Below are 18,206 nucleotides of genomic sequence, written 5' to 3' on the forward strand. Positions count from 1 at the left end.
CGAAGTCGTGGGAACCGGAACCGAACCGGTGGGAGATGAGAGGGGCCGAGCGGAGCTCGTCGCCAGAAGGGTGGTGGTGGGCGACGGGCGGGACGAATGGGCTCGGCCCTGAGCGGCGGGGTGCGCCGCGGTGCGTTCGTCAGGGTCGTCGTCGCCGTTGCCGGGCAGTCCGCTGGGGGCGGGGGCCTGGGCGTCGGCGGCCGCGGTGTTGTCCGCGGCGGGGTCGCTGGTCGGGTCGTCGGTACGGATGGCGGCGGCGCTGGCTGCGGCCGGCGGTGTCACGGTGGTCTCCCCTCGTGGCGCGACGGCCCTGGCGGGGGCCGTCGCGCTGCTGGTTTCGGTGGTCGGTCCTGCGGTGATGCTGACTCCTTCTCCTCCCGGCGGCCGGCCGGGTTCGGTGTGCCTAGAGGTGTGCGAGCTTGTAGAGCACGGGTGCGGCCTCCCGCAGGACGGCCCACTCCTCATCGTCGAGCCCCTGGGCGAGCTCGGCGAGCCAGACGTTTCGGCGCCGGCGACTCTCCGTGAGGATCGTCTCGGCCTGCTCGGTGCTGCTGACGACCACCTGGCGGCGGTCCTCGGGGTGCGGTTCGCGCCGCACCAGCCCCTTCTCCTCCAGCATCGCGACGATCCTGGTCATCGAAGGCGGCTGCACGTGCTCCTTCCGGGCGAGCTCACCCGGCGTCGCCTTCCCGCACCGGGCGAGGGTGCCCAGCACTCCCATCTCGGTGGGACTCAGTGACTCCTCCACCCGTTGGTGTTTGAGTCGTCGGGAGAGGCGCATCGTGGACGACCGCAGCTGTGAGATCGCTGCGAGGTCCTGCTCGGACATCTCGGGCATCTCTTTAGCTTACGTCATTACTCTCGCTAAGGAAAAACGGGTTCCCACCGTGCCGGAGGATCGGCCCGGTGCCATATTGGTGATGGGTGATCGTTCCCGACTCCGGAAGGGCCGACCAGTGATGTCCGACCTCGCCTCCGAACCGTCCGTACAGTCGCCGCCGGCCGTCCGGTCCGCACCGGCCGTCCGGCCCGCGCAGACCCTGCCGGACCCGCAGTCCGCGCCGGACGACACCGGCTTCGCCCGGCTCGCCATGGTCACCATCGACTGCGCCGACCCGATCGCACTGGCCTCCTTCTACGGCGAGCTGCTCGGCTGGGAGACCCGGCACGTGGACGAGCACTTCGCGATCCTGGACAACCCGGAGGGCGGCAGCCCGCTGGGCTTCGGGCGGGTCACCGGCTACCGGCCGGAGCCGTGGACCGAGCCGGACGGCAGCAAGCACTTCCACCTGGACTTCTACGTCGACGACCTGGAGGAGTCCACCGCGAAGGCGCTCGCGCTCGGCGCGACCGAGCCCAGCTACCAGCACGGCCGCACGCTCCGGGTGCTGATCGACCCGGCCGGTCACCCGTTCGGACTGGCCCCGCTGGACCAGGCCGTCGGGCAGTAGGCGCAGCAGGGGGCGGCGGCGGGCGGCGGGGCCCGGGGGTCGTGCGCAGGCGATGTCAGGGCTTGGTGCCGAGATCTTGCAGGCAGCGTAAAGGTCCGCTCTGACCTGGGAGTTCACGAAAAACCCGAACATTGTGCGACTGCCCGGCAGTCGTTACTGTCCCCGTTGTCAGGGGCAGCACACGCCAGGTCTCCTCTCGATGGCACCCGTTCCGTGCCCCTTCCCCCACTTCTTCCCGGCGACCCGGCCTGCCGGGTCCGCCCGAGCCCTGGCGCCCTCAACCCCTCGTCCAGGGAGTTCAATTGGGTGCGATCCATCACGCCGACCACGGCTGGGTGACACCAGCGGTCTCGTACTTCGTCGCCTGCCTCGGCGCCTTCGTCGCCCTGCGCAGCGCCCGCTGGGCACTCGTCTCCACCGGCCGCAGCCGGGTGATCTGGCTGCTGTTCGCGTCGACCTCGCTCGGGGCCGGCATCTGGTCCATGCACTTCATCGCGATGCTCGGCTTCTCGGTCAGCGGCGTCGAGATCACCTACCAGCCGGGGCTGACCGTGCTCAGCCTGCTGGTCGCCGTCGCCGTGGTGGGCGTCGGACTGTTCACCGTCGGGTACTGGCGCCGCCGGCCCGTGCTGTCCCTGCTGATCGGCGGGCTGACCACCGGACTCGGGGTCGCCGCGATGCACTACCTGGGCATGGCCGCGATGGTCCTGCCCGGCCACCTCGGCTACGACCACGTCACGGTCTGGCTGTCGGTCGGCATCGCGGTGTTCGCGGCCACGGCCGCGCTCTGGGCCGCGCTCAACATCCGGGGCACCCTCGCCGTGCTGGCCGCGGCGCCCGTGATGGGCGTGGCCGTCTGCGCGATGCACTACACCGGCATGGCGGCGCTCTCCGTCCAGCTGGACTTCTCGCGCTCCACCGAAAGCGGCGTGATGGCGCTGCAGTTCATCTTCCCGCTCGGCGTCGGACTGGGCTGCTACGTCTTCTTCGGCTCACTGGCCTTCGCCGTCTCGCCGAGCAAGCCCTCCACCCAGCCCCTGCTGGCCGGCCCGGCGGCCCCGCTGCCGCCCCGGCCGCCGCGCGTCCCCCCGCAGCAGCGACGCTCCATGACCGGCTCGGGCGCCCGGCGCTGAACGGCACCGCCCCGAACGGCACCGCGCTGAACCGGACCGCCCCGCACGGCACCGCGCTGCGCCGGACCGCCCCGCGTCGAACCGTCCCGAGCGGCACCGCACTGCGCCGGACCGCCCCGAACCGGCGCTGAAGCCCAGCGCTGGAAGGACCGACGTCCGGCCGGGTCCCCCACCCCGGCCGGACGTCCGCGTGAGCTCTCAGGGCCGGCCGAGCAGCCCGGTCAGGTGCTCCGGTGTGGCCACCGGGCAGGCCTTGCGCACGAAGTCCCGCCGCAACGCGTGGTACGGCTCGCCCGCCCGGTAGAAGTTGGCGTGCATCCGGCGCAGTTCCTCGGCCCGGTACTCGGCCAGCGGCTTGGCCTCCTCGTCCTCGGCGCGGCGCCGCTTCTTGTCCACCAGCCGCCCGGTGAGCTCCGGCGCGTCCGCCAGCGCGGCAGCCTCCCGGGCCACCCAGCGCCGGAACCCGGCCGCGTCCCCGCCGGCCGTACGGTCCACCAGGCCGATCCGGCGGGCGTGTTCGGCCCCGACCGGCAGCGCCTCGGTGGTGAGCCGCTCGGCCTGCTCGGCGCCGACCCGGGCGGGCAGGGTGTACGTCCAGTACTCGGAGCCGTACAGGCCCATCAGCCGGTAGTGCGGGTTGAGCACCGCCGACTCCCGGCACCACACCTCGTCGGCGGCCAGCGCCAGCATCAGGCCGCCGGCCGCCGCGTTCCCGGCCAGGGCGGCGACGGTCAGCTTGTCGTCGGTGGTCAGGACGGCCTCGACCAGGTCGTCCATCGCGTTGATGTTCTCCCAGGACTCCAGCGCCGGGAAGGCCGCGCCCTCGATGACGTTGAGGTGGATCCCGTTGGAGTAGAAGTCCCGGGGCGCGCCCAGCACCAGCACCGAGGTGGGCCGGGCGGCGGCCTCCCGGTAGGCGGCCAGCAGCCGGCGGCACTGCTCGGTGCCCATCGCCCCGCCCGCGTAGGCGAACTCGAGGAAGCCGACCTCGCCGTCCTCGTGGTAGCGCAGCTCCGACCAGGTGGTGCGGCGGGCCGCGTCCGCCGGGCTCACCGGCACCTCGCGGACCCGGTGCAGCTCGTCGGCGAGCACCGTCGCGGCCGGCAGCTTGAAGGTGACCGGCCCGCCGGGGGTACGGCGCGGGCGCAGCTGGGGGATCCAGACCGCGCCGTCCACGGTGGCCCGGCAGATCGCGCCGTCCCGGGTGGCGAGGACGGCGCCGGGCTCCGGGCCGCGCAGCTGGTCCTCGGGGTGGCCGCCGTGCAGGAAGAACTCGCGTCCGTACAGCTCGTCGAGCACGCCGGGCTGGGAGTCGGCGGCGCGCAGCTTGCGCAGCACGGTGGCGGTGTCGTCCTGCTGCCAGTCGATCCGGCGCGCCTCCTGGCGCAGGAACGGCCGCAGTTCGCCGCGCACGTCGGGGCGGGTGTAGTCCAGCGGCTCGGGGGTGAACAGCCCGCCCTCGTAGCGCTGGACGGCCAGCAGGACGGCCTCGGCGGCGGCGTCCGCGACCTCGCCCCGGTACAGCTCGCTCTTGCCGCACTCGGGGACGGCGAACTCGACGGACGCCCAGATGTCGCCGGCGTCCATCTCCTCGACGGCCTGCAGCACGGTGACGCCCCAGCGCCGGGCGTCCTCGGTGATCGCCCAGTCGAGCGAGGAGGGGCCGCGGTCGCCCTTCGGGCCGGGGTGCACGATCAGGACCGTCCGGGTGGACCAGATGTCCGCGGGGACGGCCCTGGTGAGCATCGGGCAGACGATCAGCTCCGGGTCGACCCGGGCCACCGCCTCCCTCATCTGTTCGTCGCCGAGGGCGAGTTGGACGGCGACCTGGTGGCCGCGCTCGCGCAGCTCGGTGTGGACGCGCTGGGTCAGGCTGTTGAACGCGGTGGCGATCAGGAGAATGCGCACAGGGGGCCTCCGGGCAGGGACTGCGGGTCGCGCGGAGGCGATGAAACCACGGCATGGACACGCAATGGTCACGTTCCGTGGCTCGGCGCTCTACTCTCACGCACCCCGCACACCTGTGGCCCCGGCGTGGCCCCGCTTCGCCGGATCTCCCCAGCCCCTCCCCGGAGTCGGCCTGGCGCCGGACACCCGGCGCCAGGACCATGACCCGGCCCGCGACCGGCCCGCGACCGGCCCCGGGTGCTACCGGGGGAAGGCCCGGCGGGCCCGCCAGGTGGTGTGCTCGCGGGAGACCGCGTCCTCGGCCTCGGCGGCCAGCCGGGCCCAGCGCTCCTCGGCGTCCGGCGTCTTGAGGTCGAGGTCGGAGAGCTGGTTGCCGACGTTCTCCAGTTCGCGCGCGGCCAGCTGGTAGGCGGCGGCCAGCGGGCGCAGCTGCTTGAGCTGGGTCCAGGCGATGATCGCGGCGGCCGCGGCCGAGCTGGCGCCGAAGATGTGCACCTCCAGGGCGCCGGTGGCCTGGGCGATGGCCGCCGCCGCGCCGATGATGATCAGCGTCGCGATGCCGAGCCCCCAGGAGACCGCCTGGGACTCGCAGGAATCGGCCCGGGAGCGGTACCAGGTGCGCTGGCTCTCGACCCGGGTGCGCAGGTAGAGGGTGCGCCGGGCGGCGAGGCTGTCGGCCCGGGCGCGGCGCATCTCCTCGGTGATCTCCGGGACGCTGCCGGGCGGCACGATCTCCGGGTCCTCGAAGGCCCGCAGCACGTCCTCGACCTGGAGCAGGTAGCCGCGGTCGGCGTCCGGCGAGTCGGCGTCGCCACCGAACGGGCTGGCCCGGACGCTGTACTTCCAGGCCAGCGTCTTGACCGACTCGGCCGCCGCCCGCGCCTCGTACCACCGGCCCTGCGGGTTGCTGCGGCGCAGCCGGGACCAGAAGTAGCCGGCGATCAGGAAGGCGGCCACCGAGAACAGTGGCTTGATATCGCTGTCGCCCTTGTGGTCCGGGCCCGGGAGCGAGCCGATCAGCGCGGCGACCACCAGCATGGCGATCAGCCCGCGGTGCCAGCGGAGCGTCTCGCGCTGTCCGTCCAGCGAGGCCTTGTCCGCCCGCCAGAACAACTCCGGCAGCAGTCGCGCCTCGACTCCCCCGGGCGGATCCTGTTGCACCATCGGTCGAGTCCCCTCCCCGTCTCCGTCCAGGCAGTATGCCCGCCGCCAACTGCCCTACACAGTCACCTTTTTGACACCTTCCGATCGCCGGTGATTGCCCCCGAGCCGGGGCCGGTACACCCGGTCGCATGCCACTGCACTGGAAGCTCGTCATCGACTGCGCCGACCCGCACCGCCAGGCCGCGTTCTGGGGCGCCGCCCCGGACTACGCCGTCGAGGACCACCGCACCCTGATCGCCCGCCTGCTGGACGCCGGCCCGGGCCCCGACCGGAACGCCGGCGGCCCGGGAGAACGCCGCCCCGGACGCCGACGGCCCCGCCCTCCGGTTCCGGAGGGCGGGGCCGTCGAGGGCCGTACGGCGTCAGAGCAGGCCGAAGGCCGGCATCAGGTAGTAGAAGGCGAACACCGCCGCCACCACGTACATCGGGGCCGGCACGCCACGGCCGCGGCCGGCGGCCAGGCGCAGGACGCAGAAGGCGATGAAGCCGAAGCCGATGCCGTTGGTGATCGAGTAGGTGAACGGCATCATCACGATGGTCAGGAAGGCCGGGATCGCGATGGTGTAGTCCGCCCAGTCGATCTCCTTGATCGAGTTGGCCAGGATCAGGAAGCCGACCGTGACCAGGGCCGGGGTGGCGGCCTGGGCCGGGACCATGGTGGCCAGCGGCGTGAGGAAGAGCGCCACCACGAAGAGCAGGCCGGTGACGATCGAGGCGAAGCCGGTGCGGGCGCCCTCGCCGACGCCCGCGGTGGACTCGACGAAGCAGGTGTTGGCGGAGGCGGAGGCGGCGCCGCCGGCCGCGGTGGCGATGCCGTCGACCATCAGGATCCTGTTGATGCCCGGCAGGTCGCCCTTCTCGTCGAGCAGGTGGGCCTCGTCGGCGACGCCGAGGATGGTGCCCATCGCGTCGAAGAAGCAGGACATCAGCACGGTGAAGACGAACAGCACGCCGGTCAGCACGCCGACCTTCTCGAAGCCGCCGAACAGGCTGACCTTGCCGACCAGGCCGAAGTCCGGGGCGGCCACCGGGTTGCCGGGCCAGGTGGGGACGGTGAGGCCCCACTTGAGCGCCGGGACGTCGGCGAACTTGTCGATCACCACGGCCAGCACGGTGGAGACGGCGATGCTGATCAGGATTGCGCCGGGCACCTTGCGGATGACCAGGATCAGGGTCAGCAGCAGGCCGACCACGAAGACCAGCACCGGGAAGCCGAGCAGGTGGCCGTTGCCGCCGAGCTGCAGCGGGACGGTGGTGTGGGCGGCGTCCGGGATGCGGCTGACGAAGCCGGAGTCGACCAGGCCGACGAGGGTGATGAACAGGCCGATGCCGATCGCGATGGCCTTGCGCAGGCCGAGCGGGACGGCGTTCATGACCCGCTCGCGCAGGCCGGTGGCGACCAGCAGCATGATCGCGAAGCCGGCCAGCACCACCATGCCCATGGCGTCCGGCCAGGTCATCTTGGGTGCGAGCTGCAGCGCCACGATGGTGTTGACGCCGAGGCCGGCGGCCAGGCCGATCGGCACATTGCCGACCACGCCCATCAGCAGGGTGGTGAGGCCCGCGGTGAGGGCGGTGGCGGTGACCAGCTGGGCGCTGTCCAGGTGAGCCCCGGTCATGTCCGTGGCGCTGGCCAGGATGATCGGGTTCAGCACCAGGATGTACGCCATGGTGAAGAAGGTGGCGACACCGCCGCGGATCTCGCGCGGCAGGGTGGAGCCGCGCTCACTGATCTTGAAGTAGCGGTCCAGGGCGCCGGAGGGGGGCGTGGGCGCGCTGGAGGCGGGTTCGGGCGACTCGGTGGCCGACTGGACCACAGGCATGCGGGCGTCCTCTGTGGGGGAGCTGAGGAGGAGGGTTCCACCCGGGACGACGGTGGCCGGGCGTAGACCTTTAAGTATGGTTTCCGGATCGCACACGCGCTATCTTCGCGCGTAGAGCACCGAGGGCCGCCGGAGGCCGCCGGCCGGGCACCCGCCACACCCCCCGAGCCCCCCGCGCACCGTACGCTAGGCCCCATGCCCAAGACGCCGCTGCACCCCTCGCCCCCTCCGCTGGAGGCCAATGACGTCGCCATCGTCGGCGGCGGCACGGTGCTGTGGTTCGTCGCCTTCCTCGCCCTGCTCCCCTTCCAGGGCACCCTCTCCGACCACGGCCACGGCACCTGGCCGTGGATCTGCCTCTCCGGCGGCCTGCTCGGCCTGATCGGCCTCTGGTACTGCCGCGCCCGGCGGGACGCGATCGCCCGCAGCCGTGCCGCCGAGGCCGCGCGGGACACCTCCGGGGACGGCGGCCAGAGCCCGTCCACCCAGTCGGACTGAATAGTCCTTTAGTAGCACGCACCGGACATAAGGCACCCGTAGAGTCGGTGCCATGACGCAGCCTGCCCAGCCCGCGGAAGAGCAGCCGACCGACGGAGGCCGCCCGGACGGAGCGCACCCGCTCGGCCTGCTGCCCGGACGGCGCGGTGGCCTGACCACCGCGGAGGTCGCCGAGCGGGTGGCGGACGGACGGGTCAACGACGTCCCGGTGCGGTCCAGCCGGTCCGCCAAGGAGATCGTCCGGGCCAACGTCTTCACCCGGTTCAACGCCATCATCGGCGTCATGTTCGGGATCATCCTGATCGTCGGGCCCCTCCAGGACGGCCTGTTCGGCCTGGTCATCGTGGCCAACACGGCGATCGGCATCATCCAGGAGCTGCGCGCCAAGAAGACCCTGGACAGCCTGGCCCTGATCGGCGAGACCAGGCCGCAGGTCCGCCGGGACGGCGCCGTCCAGCAGGTCCCGGTCTCCGAGATCGTCCTCGACGACACCGTGCTGCTCGGCATCGGCGACAAGGTGATCGTGGACGGCGAGGTCACCGAGGCGGACGGCCTGGAAATCGACGAGTCGCTGCTCACCGGCGAGCCCGACCCCGTCCTCAAGCAGCCCGGCGACCAGGTGATGTCCGGCAGCTTCGTGGTGGCCGGCGCCGGCGCGTTCACCGCCACCAGGGTCGGCCGGGAGGCCTACGCGGCGCAGCTGGCCGAGGAGGCCAGCAAGTTCACCCTGGTGAAGTCGGAGCTGCGCAGCGGCATCAACAGCATCCTGCGGTTCATCACCTACCTGCTGATCCCCACCGCGATCGGCCTGATCATCAGCCAGCTGGCCGTGGAGGGCCGCGACTGGCGCGAGGCCGTGCGCCGGATGGTGGCCGGCATCGTGCCGATGGTCCCCGAGGGCCTGGTGCTGCTGACCTCGGTCGCCTTCGCGATCGGGGTGATCCGGCTGGGCCGCCGGCAGTGCCTGGTCCAGGAGCTGCCCGCGATCGAGGGCCTGGCCCGGGTGGACACCGTCTGCCTGGACAAGACCGGCACCCTCACCGAGGGCGGCATGGACGTCATCGACCTGCGGGTGCTCTCCGACGGCGAGTCCGCCCCGGTCGACAAGGACACGATCCAGCACGCGCTCGCCGTGATGGCCGGGGCCGACGCCCGCCCCAACCCGTCCATGCAGGCCGTCATCGACGCGTACGGGCGCGGCGACGGCGCCGGCCCGGGCGGCGACGGCTGGCGGGTGATCGAGGCGATGCCCTTCTCCTCCGCCCGCAAGTGGAGCGGCGTCCAGCTGCTGGAGCCCCAGGGCGGCGAGGCCAGCTGGCTGCTCGGCGCCCCGGACGTGCTGCTGCCCGCCGGGCACCCGGCGCTCGCCGAGGTGGACGAGCTGGGCTCCCGGGGCCTGCGGGTGCTGCTGCTCGGCCGCACACCCGTCCCGCTGGACTCCCCCGACCCGGCGGCCGGCCTCACCCCGCTGGCCCTGGTGGTGCTCCAGCAGCGGCTGCGCGCGGACGCCGCCGAGACCCTGCGCTACTTCGAGGGGCAGAACGTCCGGGCCAAGGTGATCTCCGGCGACGCGGCCGTCTCGGTCGGCGCGGTGGCCGGCCATCTCGGGCTGCCCGGCGCGGACCGCCCGCTGGACGCCCGCACCCTGCCGCAGGACCCCGAGCAGCTCGCCGAGACCGCCGACCGGACCAGCGTCTTCGGCCGGGTCACCCCGCAGCAGAAGCGCCAGCTGGTCGGGGCGCTGCAGTCGCGCGGCCACACCGTGGCGATGACCGGCGACGGCGTCAACGACGTGCTGGCACTCAAGGACGCCGACATCGGCGTGGCGATGGGCACCGGCTCGGACGCCACCAAGGCGGTCGCCCAGATCGTGCTGCTGAACGACTCCTTCGCGACCCTGCCCTCGGTGGTGGCCGAAGGCCGCCGGGTGATCGGCAACATCGAGCGGGTGGCCGGGCTGTTCCTGGTCAAGACGGTCTACTCCGTCCTGCTGGCGCTGCTGGTGATCTTCACCCACTCGCCGTACCCGTTCCTGCCCCGGCACTCCACCGTGCTGTCCACCCTCACCATCGGCGTGCCGGCCTTCTTCCTCGCCCTCGCCCCCAACAACGAGCGGGCCCGCACCGGCTTCGTGAAGCGGGTATTGCGGCTGGCCGTGCCCGGCGGCGTCATCGCCGGCACCGGCACCTTCGTCGCCTACTCGCTGGCCCGCTCCGACCACGCCACCGACCTCAAGGCCGACACCAGCGTGGCCACCCTGACGCTCTTCCTGATCGCCATCTGGGTGCTCGCCATCGTCGCCCGCCCGTACAACTGGTGGCGGCTGCTGCTGATCGGCACCATGTGCTTCGCCTTCGCGCTGGTGCTGACGGTGCCGTGGCTGTCGGACTTCTTCGAGCTCTCCCTGGTCGGCTGGCGCGACCCGTGGACGGGCGTGGCCATCGCCCTGGTCTGCGGCGTGGTGCTGGAGGTCGGCTGGGCCTGGATGAAGCGCCGCGGCATGGAGTGAGCGAACGGCCCCTGCGCTTAGGGCGTGTCTTTCGGATCACGCCAAGCGGTCGTCGTGATCCGAAAGACACGCCCTAGCATGGCCCCCGAGAGGGGGTGCCGAATGGCGCGCAAGGGTGGGGAATTGGAGGCGTTCATCGCCTTCCTGGGCGGGCTGCTGGCGGCCGGGCTGACGGCGCTGGCGATGGTGGGCGTCGGTCTGGCCGCCAGGCCGACGCCCACCCTGAAGACGGCGGCGATGGTGACGCTCGGCGCGGTCTGGCTGACCGTCACCACCACCGTCTACCTGCGGCTCAAGCCGCGCGGCGGTGAGGCCCTGTCCGGCCGGTCGGGCCGACCCGACAGGCCTTAGCCCTCGAAGTCCCGGGCCGCGGACAGCTCGTAGGCCCGGTCCGGCTCGCTGAGCGCGGCCAGCACCTCGAAGCGCCGGTGCCATTGCCCGACCGACCAGGCGAGCCCGGCCGCCAGGCCCTCCGGGGTGGCCGCGTGCAGCAGTCCGGGCACCGGCGGGACCTCGAACTCGTCATCCTCGTCGTCGGCTTCGGCCAGCTCCGGATCGTACGGCGGTTCCGGGGCGTCCGCCTCGTGGTCCCAGCGCCAGTCGACGGCGGCCTCGCCGCCGTCCGGGCCGACCACCAGCAGCTCCTCGTGCTCCTCGTAGGCGACCGGGCAGCCGGGCAGCAGCTCCCGCACCACCGCCGGGACGCGGTGCAGCACGCCCTCGGAGAGCACCCGCCCGCCGGCCACCTCGCTGGCCAGCGACACGTGCAGCCGCTCGGCGAGGTCCGCGGCGAGCGCCGGGGCGACCGGCAACAGCGGGTACGGGTGCAGCAGTTGGACCAGGTCGGGGGCGTCGGCGACGACCGCCTCGGTGGCGTCCACGATCACCGTGTGGTCCGGGCGGCGGCCGGTGGCCGGGTCCAGCGGCGGCAGCGCCCGCACCACGTCGAGCGGTTCGATCCGCTCCCGGTCGACCCGGGCCAACGCGCTGTGGATGCCGTGCAGTTGGCGGTGCCCGACCTCGGCGGCCGGGTCGGTGAGCCGGTCCAGCACCTCGTCCGGGCCGTGCACCTCGGCGAGCAGCGCGGACAGCGTGGTGCGCACCCCGAGCGCGTGCAGGAACTGCTCGTCCAGGGTGGTGCGCGCCTCGTCGTACAGGCCGCGCAGCAGCGGGTCGGCCCCGGCGGCGCGCAGCCCGGCGGGCTCGCGGCCGCCCAGCACCGGGTGGTCGCGCAGCCACCAGGCGGTGTACGGCGGCAGGTCGGTGTACGTGCCGTCCGGCAGCAGGGTGCGCACCGGGGTGACCACGGCGTCCCGGTACGGCGGGCGGGCGAGCGCGGCGAGCGCCTGGGGCCAGGCGTCGTCGTCGACCAGGTCGAGGTCCCGGACGGCCAGCAGTTCGGCGGCCACCGGCGGCACGCCGATGACCTCGTCGGCGTTCAGTGCCTCCAGGGCGTCCTCGGCCCATTCGGCGAGCCCGTCGGGCGCCTCGTCCAGCAGCCCGGTGGGGTGGCCGCCGGCCGCCCGGTCGGCGGGGGCGGTGGGGTCGAGCCGCTCCAGGTCGTCCGGGTCGAGCACCACGTCCTCGGCGCGCACCAGCACGAAGTCGGCGAGCACGCCGACGGCCGCGAGCACCTCGGGGCCCCAGCGCTCCAGCAGCTCGTCGTCCACCCAGCCGGCGTCCTCCTCGCGCGCGAGCGCGGCGAACGGGCTGCCGGGCAGCACCAGTTCGCCGGCGCGGGCGGGCTCGCCCTCGTCGTCCAGCAGCGCCAGCCGGGCCAGCCAGGGGTGTTCGCCGACGCCCGGTTCGGCGGCCTTCACCAGGGCCAGGACGGCGTCGGCCAGCTCCAGCGCGGCGTCCAGGTCGTCGTCGGCCAGCTCGTAGGAGCGGGCGACGGCGGCCCGCACCTCGGGGGTGTCCAGCACCCCGGCCGGGGTGGCGGTGCCGGCGCCCAGCTTGGCCAGCAGCGGGTGGGCGGCCTCGGGGTGGGCGAGCCGCAGGTCGAGCGCGGCCAGGGCCCCGGCGAGCGACTCGGGGTAGCCGGGGAAGGCCGCCCAGTCGGCGTCCTCGGAGGGCAGCAGGACCCGCCGGGGCCCGGTGACGGTCCGCCCATCGGCGAGCGGCACGGGCAGCGCGCCGAGGGCCTCCGGGTCGGCCGCGCCGAGCGCCGCGTACAGGTTGCGCCACCAGGCCGGGTCCCGGTCCAGACCGCCGAGTTGGTCCACCACCTCGGCCAGCGGCACCCGGCGCACGTTGAGCACCCGCAGCTCGGTGCGGCGCTCCAGGCCGGCCGGCAGCAGCCCGGGGAAGATCGGCGCGAGCGCCTCGACCACCGAGCCGTCCGCGCCCTCCAGCAGGGTCGCGTCCCGGGGCCGCAGCGCGGGCGTGCCCTCCTCGGTGCCGCCGGGGTGCGGCAGGAACGGCGTGCCGGGGAGCCGGGAGAGCACCGCGGCGCGCAGCGCGTTGTCCAGCGCGCCCTGCCCGAGCGGCCCGGGGACGAGGCCCAGCGAGCCGAGGTCCGCGCCGCGGGCGCGCAGCAGGTCGGTGTAGCTGTCGGCAGCGCGTTCGGTGAGGAAGTCGGTGAGCGCGCCGGGGGCGATGTGCCGGCGGGTGGAGTCCAGCGGGTAGGAGGCGATCAGCAGCGCGGGCAGTCCGATCGGCTCGTCGCTGGGGGTGGGGGCGTGCAGCACCGGCGCGATGGCGGGCCGCTGCGGGGTGCCGTCCTCCTCCACCGGGACGGCCCAGGTGACCGTCCAGTACGGGCGGGCGCGCTCCTCGGTGGGCCGGTCGGCGAGCAGTTCGGCGTCCAGGCGGCCGGAGGCGCCGGCGGTCTGCCAGAGGGTGCGCCGCAGCCGCCCGCCCTCGTCGTCGGTGACGGTGACCTCGGTGACGCCGTCCGGGCGCGGCTCGGCGGCGCCGCGGGTGAGCGTCCGGGTGCCCTCCGGGGTCTCCACCACGACCTCGGCCAGGCCCGGCAGGGTGAGCAGCAGGGCGTCGTCGATCCCGGCCAGCAGACGCCTGGTCAGGTCCTCGGCGGCGGCGTCCCGCAGCGGCAGCACCACCACGGTGTCGTAGCCCACGGGGGCCGGGCCCTCGGCCGCGAACGGCAGCCGCAGCAGCGGCACGTGGCCGTCCCGGCGGCGCAGTTCGTCGACGAGCGCGGGCTGCGCCTCGGCGAGCGAGCGGGCCTCGCCCAGCGACCAGCGGACCCCGCCGGCTGCGCCGAGCACGGCGGGCTCGTCGGTGACGGCGAGGACGGCGGCGAAGCCGACGCCGAACCGGCCGACGGCGGGCTGCTCTCCGCGCTTGGAGGAGGCGCGCAGGGTGGACAGCGACTCGACGCCCACCGCGTCCAGCGGGGCGCCGGTGTTGGCGGCGGCGAGGACGCCGTCGGCGAGGGTCAGCCGCAGCCGTCCGGGGCCGTGCCCGGCCCGGAGGGCCGCGTCGGCCGCGTTCTGCGCCAACTCGACCACCAGGCGGTCGCGGTAGCCGCCGAGGGCCAGTTCCTCCTCGGCGTTGGCGTCCTCCCGGAACCGGGCGGGCGAGGCGGCCCAGGCGTCCAGCACCCGTCGGCGCAGCGCGGCGCTCCCGAACGGGTCCGCGAGGTGCTCGTCCGTGCCACTGCCGATGATCCGAGGTTCCACGGGACCTGCCGCCTTCCGCCGCCCTGTACGTCGTAGGGGCATTCTTCCCTGCCCCACCGACTGCTCCCGACCACGGACCGCTCCGGTGGGCATCGACGGACCGTCCCCGGCCGGGGAATCCGCAGGCGAAGGCCCGTCAGCGGCCGGTTCCGCGGAGCGCCCGGTCCGGCACTCAGGCCCCGAAGGCCCCGAAGGCCCCAGGGGCACCAGCGGCACCTGCGGCGGCGGGCGGAGGCGACGGCGGGGAGGCGACGGGCGGCGGCGGGGGGCTGACGGGGTGACGGGCCCGCCGACCCGGCACCCCACTGCCGGGCCGACGGCCCGCCCTGCCGCCCTCCGCGAGCTTGGGGGTCCCCGCGGACGGCAGGCCAGCCGGGGCACCACGGCGAACGGGCGCCCCTACCAGGAGGAACGCCGCGGCCCGCCCCACCGGTTCAGATGGGACGGGCCGCGGGCGACGCCGGCTCAGGAGTGGCCGAGCTCCTCCGCCGGGGCGTCCGGCTCGACCGAGCCGGAGGCGCGGTCCGGGTGGAGCTGCAGCGGCTCGACCACCAGCTCGTCCAGGATCAGCTCGGACGGCGCCGGCGGGGCCGGGATGACGGCCGCCTCGGAGTGCCCGCCGCAGCCGTACGCGAAGGAGACGATCTGGCCGTCGGCCGGGCCGAACTCGTTGCCGCACACGCCGAAGGCCTGTCCGAGCGAGCCGCCGATCGGGATCAGGAAACCGCAGCTGCCGCACGCGGCGGGCGCGGCCTGCGCCATCGGGGTCTGCGGGCCGTGCGCCTTCTCCCAGCGGTCGGCGGCCAGGTGCAGACCGAGCCGGGAGAGCACCCGGCTGCGGCCCAGGCCCAGCTCGTCGGCGACCGCGTTGATCTGGGCGCGGGCCGGGGCGGGCTGGACGTGCGGGTCGGTGACGACCACGTCCTCCTCGGCGGCCAGGGCGACCGCGGAGTTCGGCGCGGGCTCGTCATCGCCGCTCCAGCCGGCCTCCAGCCGCTCGTCGTCGGCCCCGGTGGGCAGCAGGTCGCCGGGGCCCATGTCGCCCGGGCGCAGCCGCTCGCTCCACGGCACCCACTCGGGCGCCAGCACGGCGTCCTCGCCGGGCAGCAGCACGACCTCGTCCAGCGTCACGTTCTTCGCCCGCGGGGCGCGGGCGACGGTGATCGCCCAGTGCCAGCCGCGGTAGGCCGCATCCAGGCACTCGAAACTGTGGGTGACGACGCGGTCGGCGTCCGCCTGCACACCCAGGTGCGGCCCGACGGCCTCGGGCCCGACGGCCTCCTCGGCTGCCTGGCGGGCGAGTTCGACGGCCTCGGCACAGAGCCGGTCGGGGGTACGGCTTCGCATCGCAGCACTCACGGCGTCGATTCTCTCCCAGTTCTTCTGTCGCCCACGGCGTGTTGCCTTCTCGTCGCGGCTCGGTAGTCCCTCGTCCATTCTGCGCGACCCGGGGCCGCGTCGGGTACCGGCCGCGCCGCTCGTCCGGCCTGCCGGCGCCCCGGCGCCACGGCGGACGGACCTTGGGGCAGGCTACCCGCCGGTCGGCGCCCCGGCACAGTCCGGGGCGGAGCCGACCGTTCCGAGGCCGCGCCGGGCCCTGCCGATTCCCGGGTCACCCCGGGCGAATCTGGGGCAGGATGAGCATGTGGCGGACGACGACCCGTCGCAGCACGCACTGCGCCCCTCGCAGGCCGGCAACCCCGACGAGGCGGACGCCGTGCCGCGACAGCAGCCTCCTGTCCCCGCTGCGGGCGAACCGCAGCCGGCGGACGACGGCGGGGCGTCCGCAACCGCCCCGGTCAGCCTGGAGAAGCCCGTTCCGCCCGAGGACGACCCGCTGGACGCCCCGCCGGACGACCTGCCCGACGACCTGCCCGAGAACGACCTGCCGGAGGACCCGGCCCCCGCGGACGAGGCCCCCGAGCCGCACCGCAATATCCTGGTCCGCACCGCCTCCGCGGCCGGCCTGCGCACCGGCAAACTGGTGCACGGCACCGGCCGCCGGATCCGCCGCGCCACCTCGGCCGAGGGCGCGGGCGAGTCGGGCCTGGCGAAGCTGATCGAGCTGCACGCGCTGAACTCCTTCGGCGACATGCTGATCACCATCGCGCTGGCCTCCACCATCTTCTTCTCCGTCCCCACCGGCGAGGCCCGCGGCCGGGTCGCCCTCTACCTGCTGATCACGATGGCCCCGTTCGCCCTGCTCGCCCCGGTGATCGGCCCGCTGCTGGACCGGCTGCCGCACGGCCGCCGGGCGGCCATGGCGATGTCGATGCTGGCCCGGGCCGTGCTGGCCTGGACGATGGCCGGGGTGATCGCCGGCGGCGGGATCGCGCTCTACCCGGAGGCGCTGGGCGTGCTGGTGGCGTCCAAGGCGTACGGGGTGGTGCGCAGTGTGGTGGTGCCCCGGCTGCTGCCGAGCCGGCTGTCCCTGGTGAAGGCGAACTCCCGGGTCACCCTGGCCGGGCTGCTGGCCACCGGGGTGGCGGCCGCGGTGGGCGGGCTGCTGCACCTGATCGGGCCGGGCTGGCCGCTGCGCGGTGCCTTCCTGGTGTTCGTGATCGGCACCCTGATGGCCTTCCACCTGCCGCACACGGTCGACTCGGCGAAGGGCGAGCAGCGGGCCGTGCTGCACGCCGAGCTGGCCGGCGAGGGCGGGGGTTCCCACCTGATCCACCACAAGCCGCCGAAGGTCAAGGCCTCGCTGCGCACCGTCGGCCCCTCGGTGGTGCTGGCGTTGCGGGCGATGGCGGGGATGCGCTGGCTGGTCGGTTTCCTGGTGTTCTTCCTGGCGTTCCTGCTGCGCACCGACCCGATCGGCGGCCTGCGGCCGACCCTGGCGCTGGGCCTGGTGGCGCTGGCGGCCGGGACGGGCAACGCGCTGGGTTCGGTGCTGGGCTCCTGGCTGCGCACCCGCGGCCCGGAGGCGACGGTCACCGCGATGCTGCTGCTGGCGACGGGTGCGACGGCGGCGGCCGCGCTCTGGTACGGCGTGGTGACGGTGATTCTGGTCGCCGGGGTGTCCGGGATGGCGGCCTCGCTGGGCAAGCTGGCGCTGGACGCGCTGATCCAGCGGGACGTCCCGGAGGCGGTGCGGACGTCGGCGTTCGCCCGTTCGGAGACGCTGATGCAGCTGGCCTGGGTGGCGGGCGGCGGGGTCGGCATCGTGCTGCCGCTGAACGGGGTGCTGGGCCTGTCGATCGCGGCCGCGGTGGTCGGCCTGGTGCTGCTGTGGACGGTCCACTCGCTGCTGCGGCTGGGTCTACGGCGTCACCCGGCCGCGCCCCGGGTGGCCTGAACCGGCCCGAACCCGCTGGAACCGTCCCGAACCGGCCCGGTCCGGGTGCCGCGGCAACACGCGGCGGCCGACCCCCGCGTAGCGTGATCGGCCGGGTTCGGTAGATTCTGACGCATGAGCCTCAATACCCGTGTCATCGCCGCCCTCGGGGCCGTCGTCGTGGTCGGCGCCGCCACGGTGGGCACCTCCGTGGCCATCGCCGCCGGACAGACCGAGCACAACTCCCACCGGGCCACCCTGCAGGTCGGCACCACGTCGATCGCCGCGGACCCGCTGTGCTGGAACGGCGGCAGCCCGCTCACCGACGACCAGCAGGACCAGTGCCGGACCAAGGCCAACGAGGCCCTGGCCAACGGCAACCTGCCGCAGTCCGACGTGCGGACGAGCGACCGGGTCGGCGTCGGCGTCAGCCCGAACGTGGCCAAGACCGGCTGGTGGGCCTCCACCAACGGCGGCGCGAGCGCCCAGGGCGGGCAGACCAGCCTGTTCTCGTACGCCCAGGGCCCGACCTTCTCCGGCTCCCAGCCGGCCAGCACGGTGCTGAACTCCAGCGGCAAGACCGTGGTCACCGTGGTCGAGATCGACAAGAAGTCGGAGAGCCCGATCGCCGTCTGGTACTTCCGGATGAACACCCAGGGCAGCTGACGCTCCCGCGATGAGCGCGCACGTCGCCGACGCGCACCCCGGGCAGCCGGGCCCCGAACGGGCCCGGCTGCTCGTCGTCGTCGCGGTGCCCGCCGAGGCCGAGGCGGTGCTGCGCGGCCTGCCCGGCGGCGCC

13 protein-coding genes are annotated in these 18,206 nt (G+C 74.2%); 7 read left to right on the forward strand and 6 right to left on the reverse strand.

Annotated features, from left to right (window positions below):
• Positions 1 to 403: 403 nt before the first annotated feature.
• The gene (locus BG452_RS14450; RefSeq protein WP_030287092.1) at positions 404 to 838 is read right to left on the reverse strand and encodes a MarR family winged helix-turn-helix transcriptional regulator; all 435 of its coding nucleotides are present in this window, start codon (positions 836 to 838) and stop codon (positions 404 to 406) included.
• Positions 839 to 959: 121 nt separating this feature from the next.
• On the opposite strand from BG452_RS14450, the gene BG452_RS14455 reads away from it, so the two are divergent.
• Both BG452_RS14455 and BG452_RS14460 read left to right on the forward strand, forming a co-directional pair.
• Entirely contained in the window at positions 960 to 1,451 is a 492-nt protein-coding gene (locus tag BG452_RS14455) for a VOC family protein (RefSeq protein ID WP_223242203.1), read from the forward strand.
• Between the two features lie 302 nt (positions 1,452 to 1,753).
• A complete protein-coding gene (locus BG452_RS14460) occupies positions 1,754 to 2,584 on the forward strand; it encodes an MHYT domain-containing protein (RefSeq protein WP_188304683.1) in 831 nt (276 codons plus the stop codon).
• A 198-nt stretch (positions 2,585 to 2,782) separates the two neighbouring features.
• Here the strand turns inward: BG452_RS14460 and BG452_RS14465 are convergent, their stop codons facing one another.
• The 3 genes from BG452_RS14465 to BG452_RS14475 all read right to left on the reverse strand — a co-directional run bounded on the left by BG452_RS14465 (position 2,783) and on the right by BG452_RS14475 (position 7,479).
• Positions 2,783 to 4,492, reverse strand: coding sequence for a hydrogenase maturation protein (locus BG452_RS14465; protein WP_188304684.1), 1,710 nt, complete (start codon positions 4,490 to 4,492; stop codon positions 2,783 to 2,785).
• 240 nt (positions 4,493 to 4,732) lie between these two features.
• Positions 4,733 to 5,656 (reverse strand): DUF4231 domain-containing protein, encoded by a 924-nt coding sequence (locus BG452_RS14470; RefSeq protein WP_188304685.1) that lies wholly within the window; start codon positions 5,654 to 5,656, stop codon positions 4,733 to 4,735.
• Between the two features lie 362 nt (positions 5,657 to 6,018).
• The gene (locus tag BG452_RS14475; RefSeq protein WP_188304686.1) at positions 6,019 to 7,479 is read right to left on the reverse strand and encodes an NCS2 family permease; all 1,461 of its coding nucleotides are present in this window, start codon (positions 7,477 to 7,479) and stop codon (positions 6,019 to 6,021) included.
• Between the two features lie 195 nt (positions 7,480 to 7,674).
• Between BG452_RS14475 and BG452_RS14480 the strand changes: the two genes are divergently transcribed.
• The 3 genes from BG452_RS14480 to BG452_RS14490 all read left to right on the forward strand — a co-directional run bounded on the left by BG452_RS14480 (position 7,675) and on the right by BG452_RS14490 (position 10,837).
• The gene (locus BG452_RS14480; RefSeq protein ID WP_188304687.1) at positions 7,675 to 7,977 is read left to right on the forward strand and encodes a DUF2530 domain-containing protein; all 303 of its coding nucleotides are present in this window, start codon (positions 7,675 to 7,677) and stop codon (positions 7,975 to 7,977) included.
• A gap of 52 nt (positions 7,978 to 8,029) precedes the next feature.
• On the forward strand, positions 8,030 to 10,486 hold the full coding sequence (locus BG452_RS14485; RefSeq protein WP_188304688.1) for an HAD-IC family P-type ATPase: 2,457 nt from the start codon (positions 8,030 to 8,032) through the stop codon (positions 10,484 to 10,486).
• Positions 10,487 to 10,588: 102 nt separating this feature from the next.
• Entirely contained in the window at positions 10,589 to 10,837 is a 249-nt protein-coding gene (locus BG452_RS14490) for a hypothetical protein (protein WP_188304689.1), read from the forward strand.
• On the opposite strand, the gene BG452_RS14495 is transcribed toward BG452_RS14490, so the two are convergent.
• Both BG452_RS14495 and BG452_RS14500 read right to left on the reverse strand, forming a co-directional pair.
• The gene (locus BG452_RS14495; protein ID WP_317621039.1) at positions 10,834 to 14,130 is read right to left on the reverse strand and encodes a sacsin N-terminal ATP-binding-like domain-containing protein; all 3,297 of its coding nucleotides are present in this window, start codon (positions 14,128 to 14,130) and stop codon (positions 10,834 to 10,836) included. The two genes, BG452_RS14490 and BG452_RS14495, sit on opposite strands and share 4 nt — an antisense overlap.
• Before the next feature lie 465 nt (positions 14,131 to 14,595).
• The gene (locus tag BG452_RS14500) at positions 14,596 to 15,477 is read right to left on the reverse strand and encodes a DUF3027 domain-containing protein (protein WP_188304699.1); all 882 of its coding nucleotides are present in this window, start codon (positions 15,475 to 15,477) and stop codon (positions 14,596 to 14,598) included.
• A 589-nt stretch (positions 15,478 to 16,066) separates the two neighbouring features.
• On the opposite strand from BG452_RS14500, the gene BG452_RS14505 reads away from it, so the two are divergent.
• Together BG452_RS14505 and BG452_RS14510 are read left to right on the forward strand one after the other, a co-directional pair.
• Positions 16,067 to 17,428 (forward strand): MFS transporter, encoded by a 1,362-nt coding sequence (locus BG452_RS14505; protein ID WP_411292948.1) that lies wholly within the window; start codon positions 16,067 to 16,069, stop codon positions 17,426 to 17,428.
• 114 nt (positions 17,429 to 17,542) lie between these two features.
• A complete protein-coding gene (locus tag BG452_RS14510) occupies positions 17,543 to 18,073 on the forward strand; it encodes a hypothetical protein (RefSeq protein WP_188304691.1) in 531 nt (176 codons plus the stop codon).
• Positions 18,074 to 18,206 lie beyond the last annotated feature (133 nt).

It is taken from the genome of Streptomyces sp. CBMA123 (genome assembly GCF_014596465.1).
GTDB lineage: Bacteria > Actinomycetota > Actinomycetes > Streptomycetales > Streptomycetaceae > Kitasatospora.

Bases quoted from the DNA above. Each gene is read 5' to 3' on its own strand.
- BG452_RS14450 (WP_030287092.1), bottom strand. From the start codon at position 838: ATGCCCGAGATGTCCGAGCAGGACCTCGCAGCGATCTCACAGCTGCGG.
- BG452_RS14455 (WP_223242203.1), top strand. From the start codon at position 960: ATGTCCGACCTCGCCTCCGAACCGTCCGTACAGTCGCCGCCGGCCGTC.
- BG452_RS14470 (WP_188304685.1), bottom strand. From the start codon at position 5,656: ATGGTGCAACAGGATCCGCCCGGGGGAGTCGAGGCGCGACTGCTGCCG.
- BG452_RS14475 (WP_188304686.1), bottom strand. From the start codon at position 7,479: ATGCCTGTGGTCCAGTCGGCCACCGAGTCGCCCGAACCCGCCTCCAGC.
- BG452_RS14480 (WP_188304687.1), top strand. From the start codon at position 7,675: ATGCCCAAGACGCCGCTGCACCCCTCGCCCCCTCCGCTGGAGGCCAAT.
- BG452_RS14485 (WP_188304688.1), top strand. From the start codon at position 8,030: ATGACGCAGCCTGCCCAGCCCGCGGAAGAGCAGCCGACCGACGGAGGC.
- BG452_RS14490 (WP_188304689.1), top strand. From the start codon at position 10,589: ATGGCGCGCAAGGGTGGGGAATTGGAGGCGTTCATCGCCTTCCTGGGC.
- BG452_RS14500 (WP_188304699.1), bottom strand. From the start codon at position 15,477: ATGCGAAGCCGTACCCCCGACCGGCTCTGTGCCGAGGCCGTCGAACTC.
- BG452_RS14510 (WP_188304691.1), top strand. From the start codon at position 17,543: ATGAGCCTCAATACCCGTGTCATCGCCGCCCTCGGGGCCGTCGTCGTG.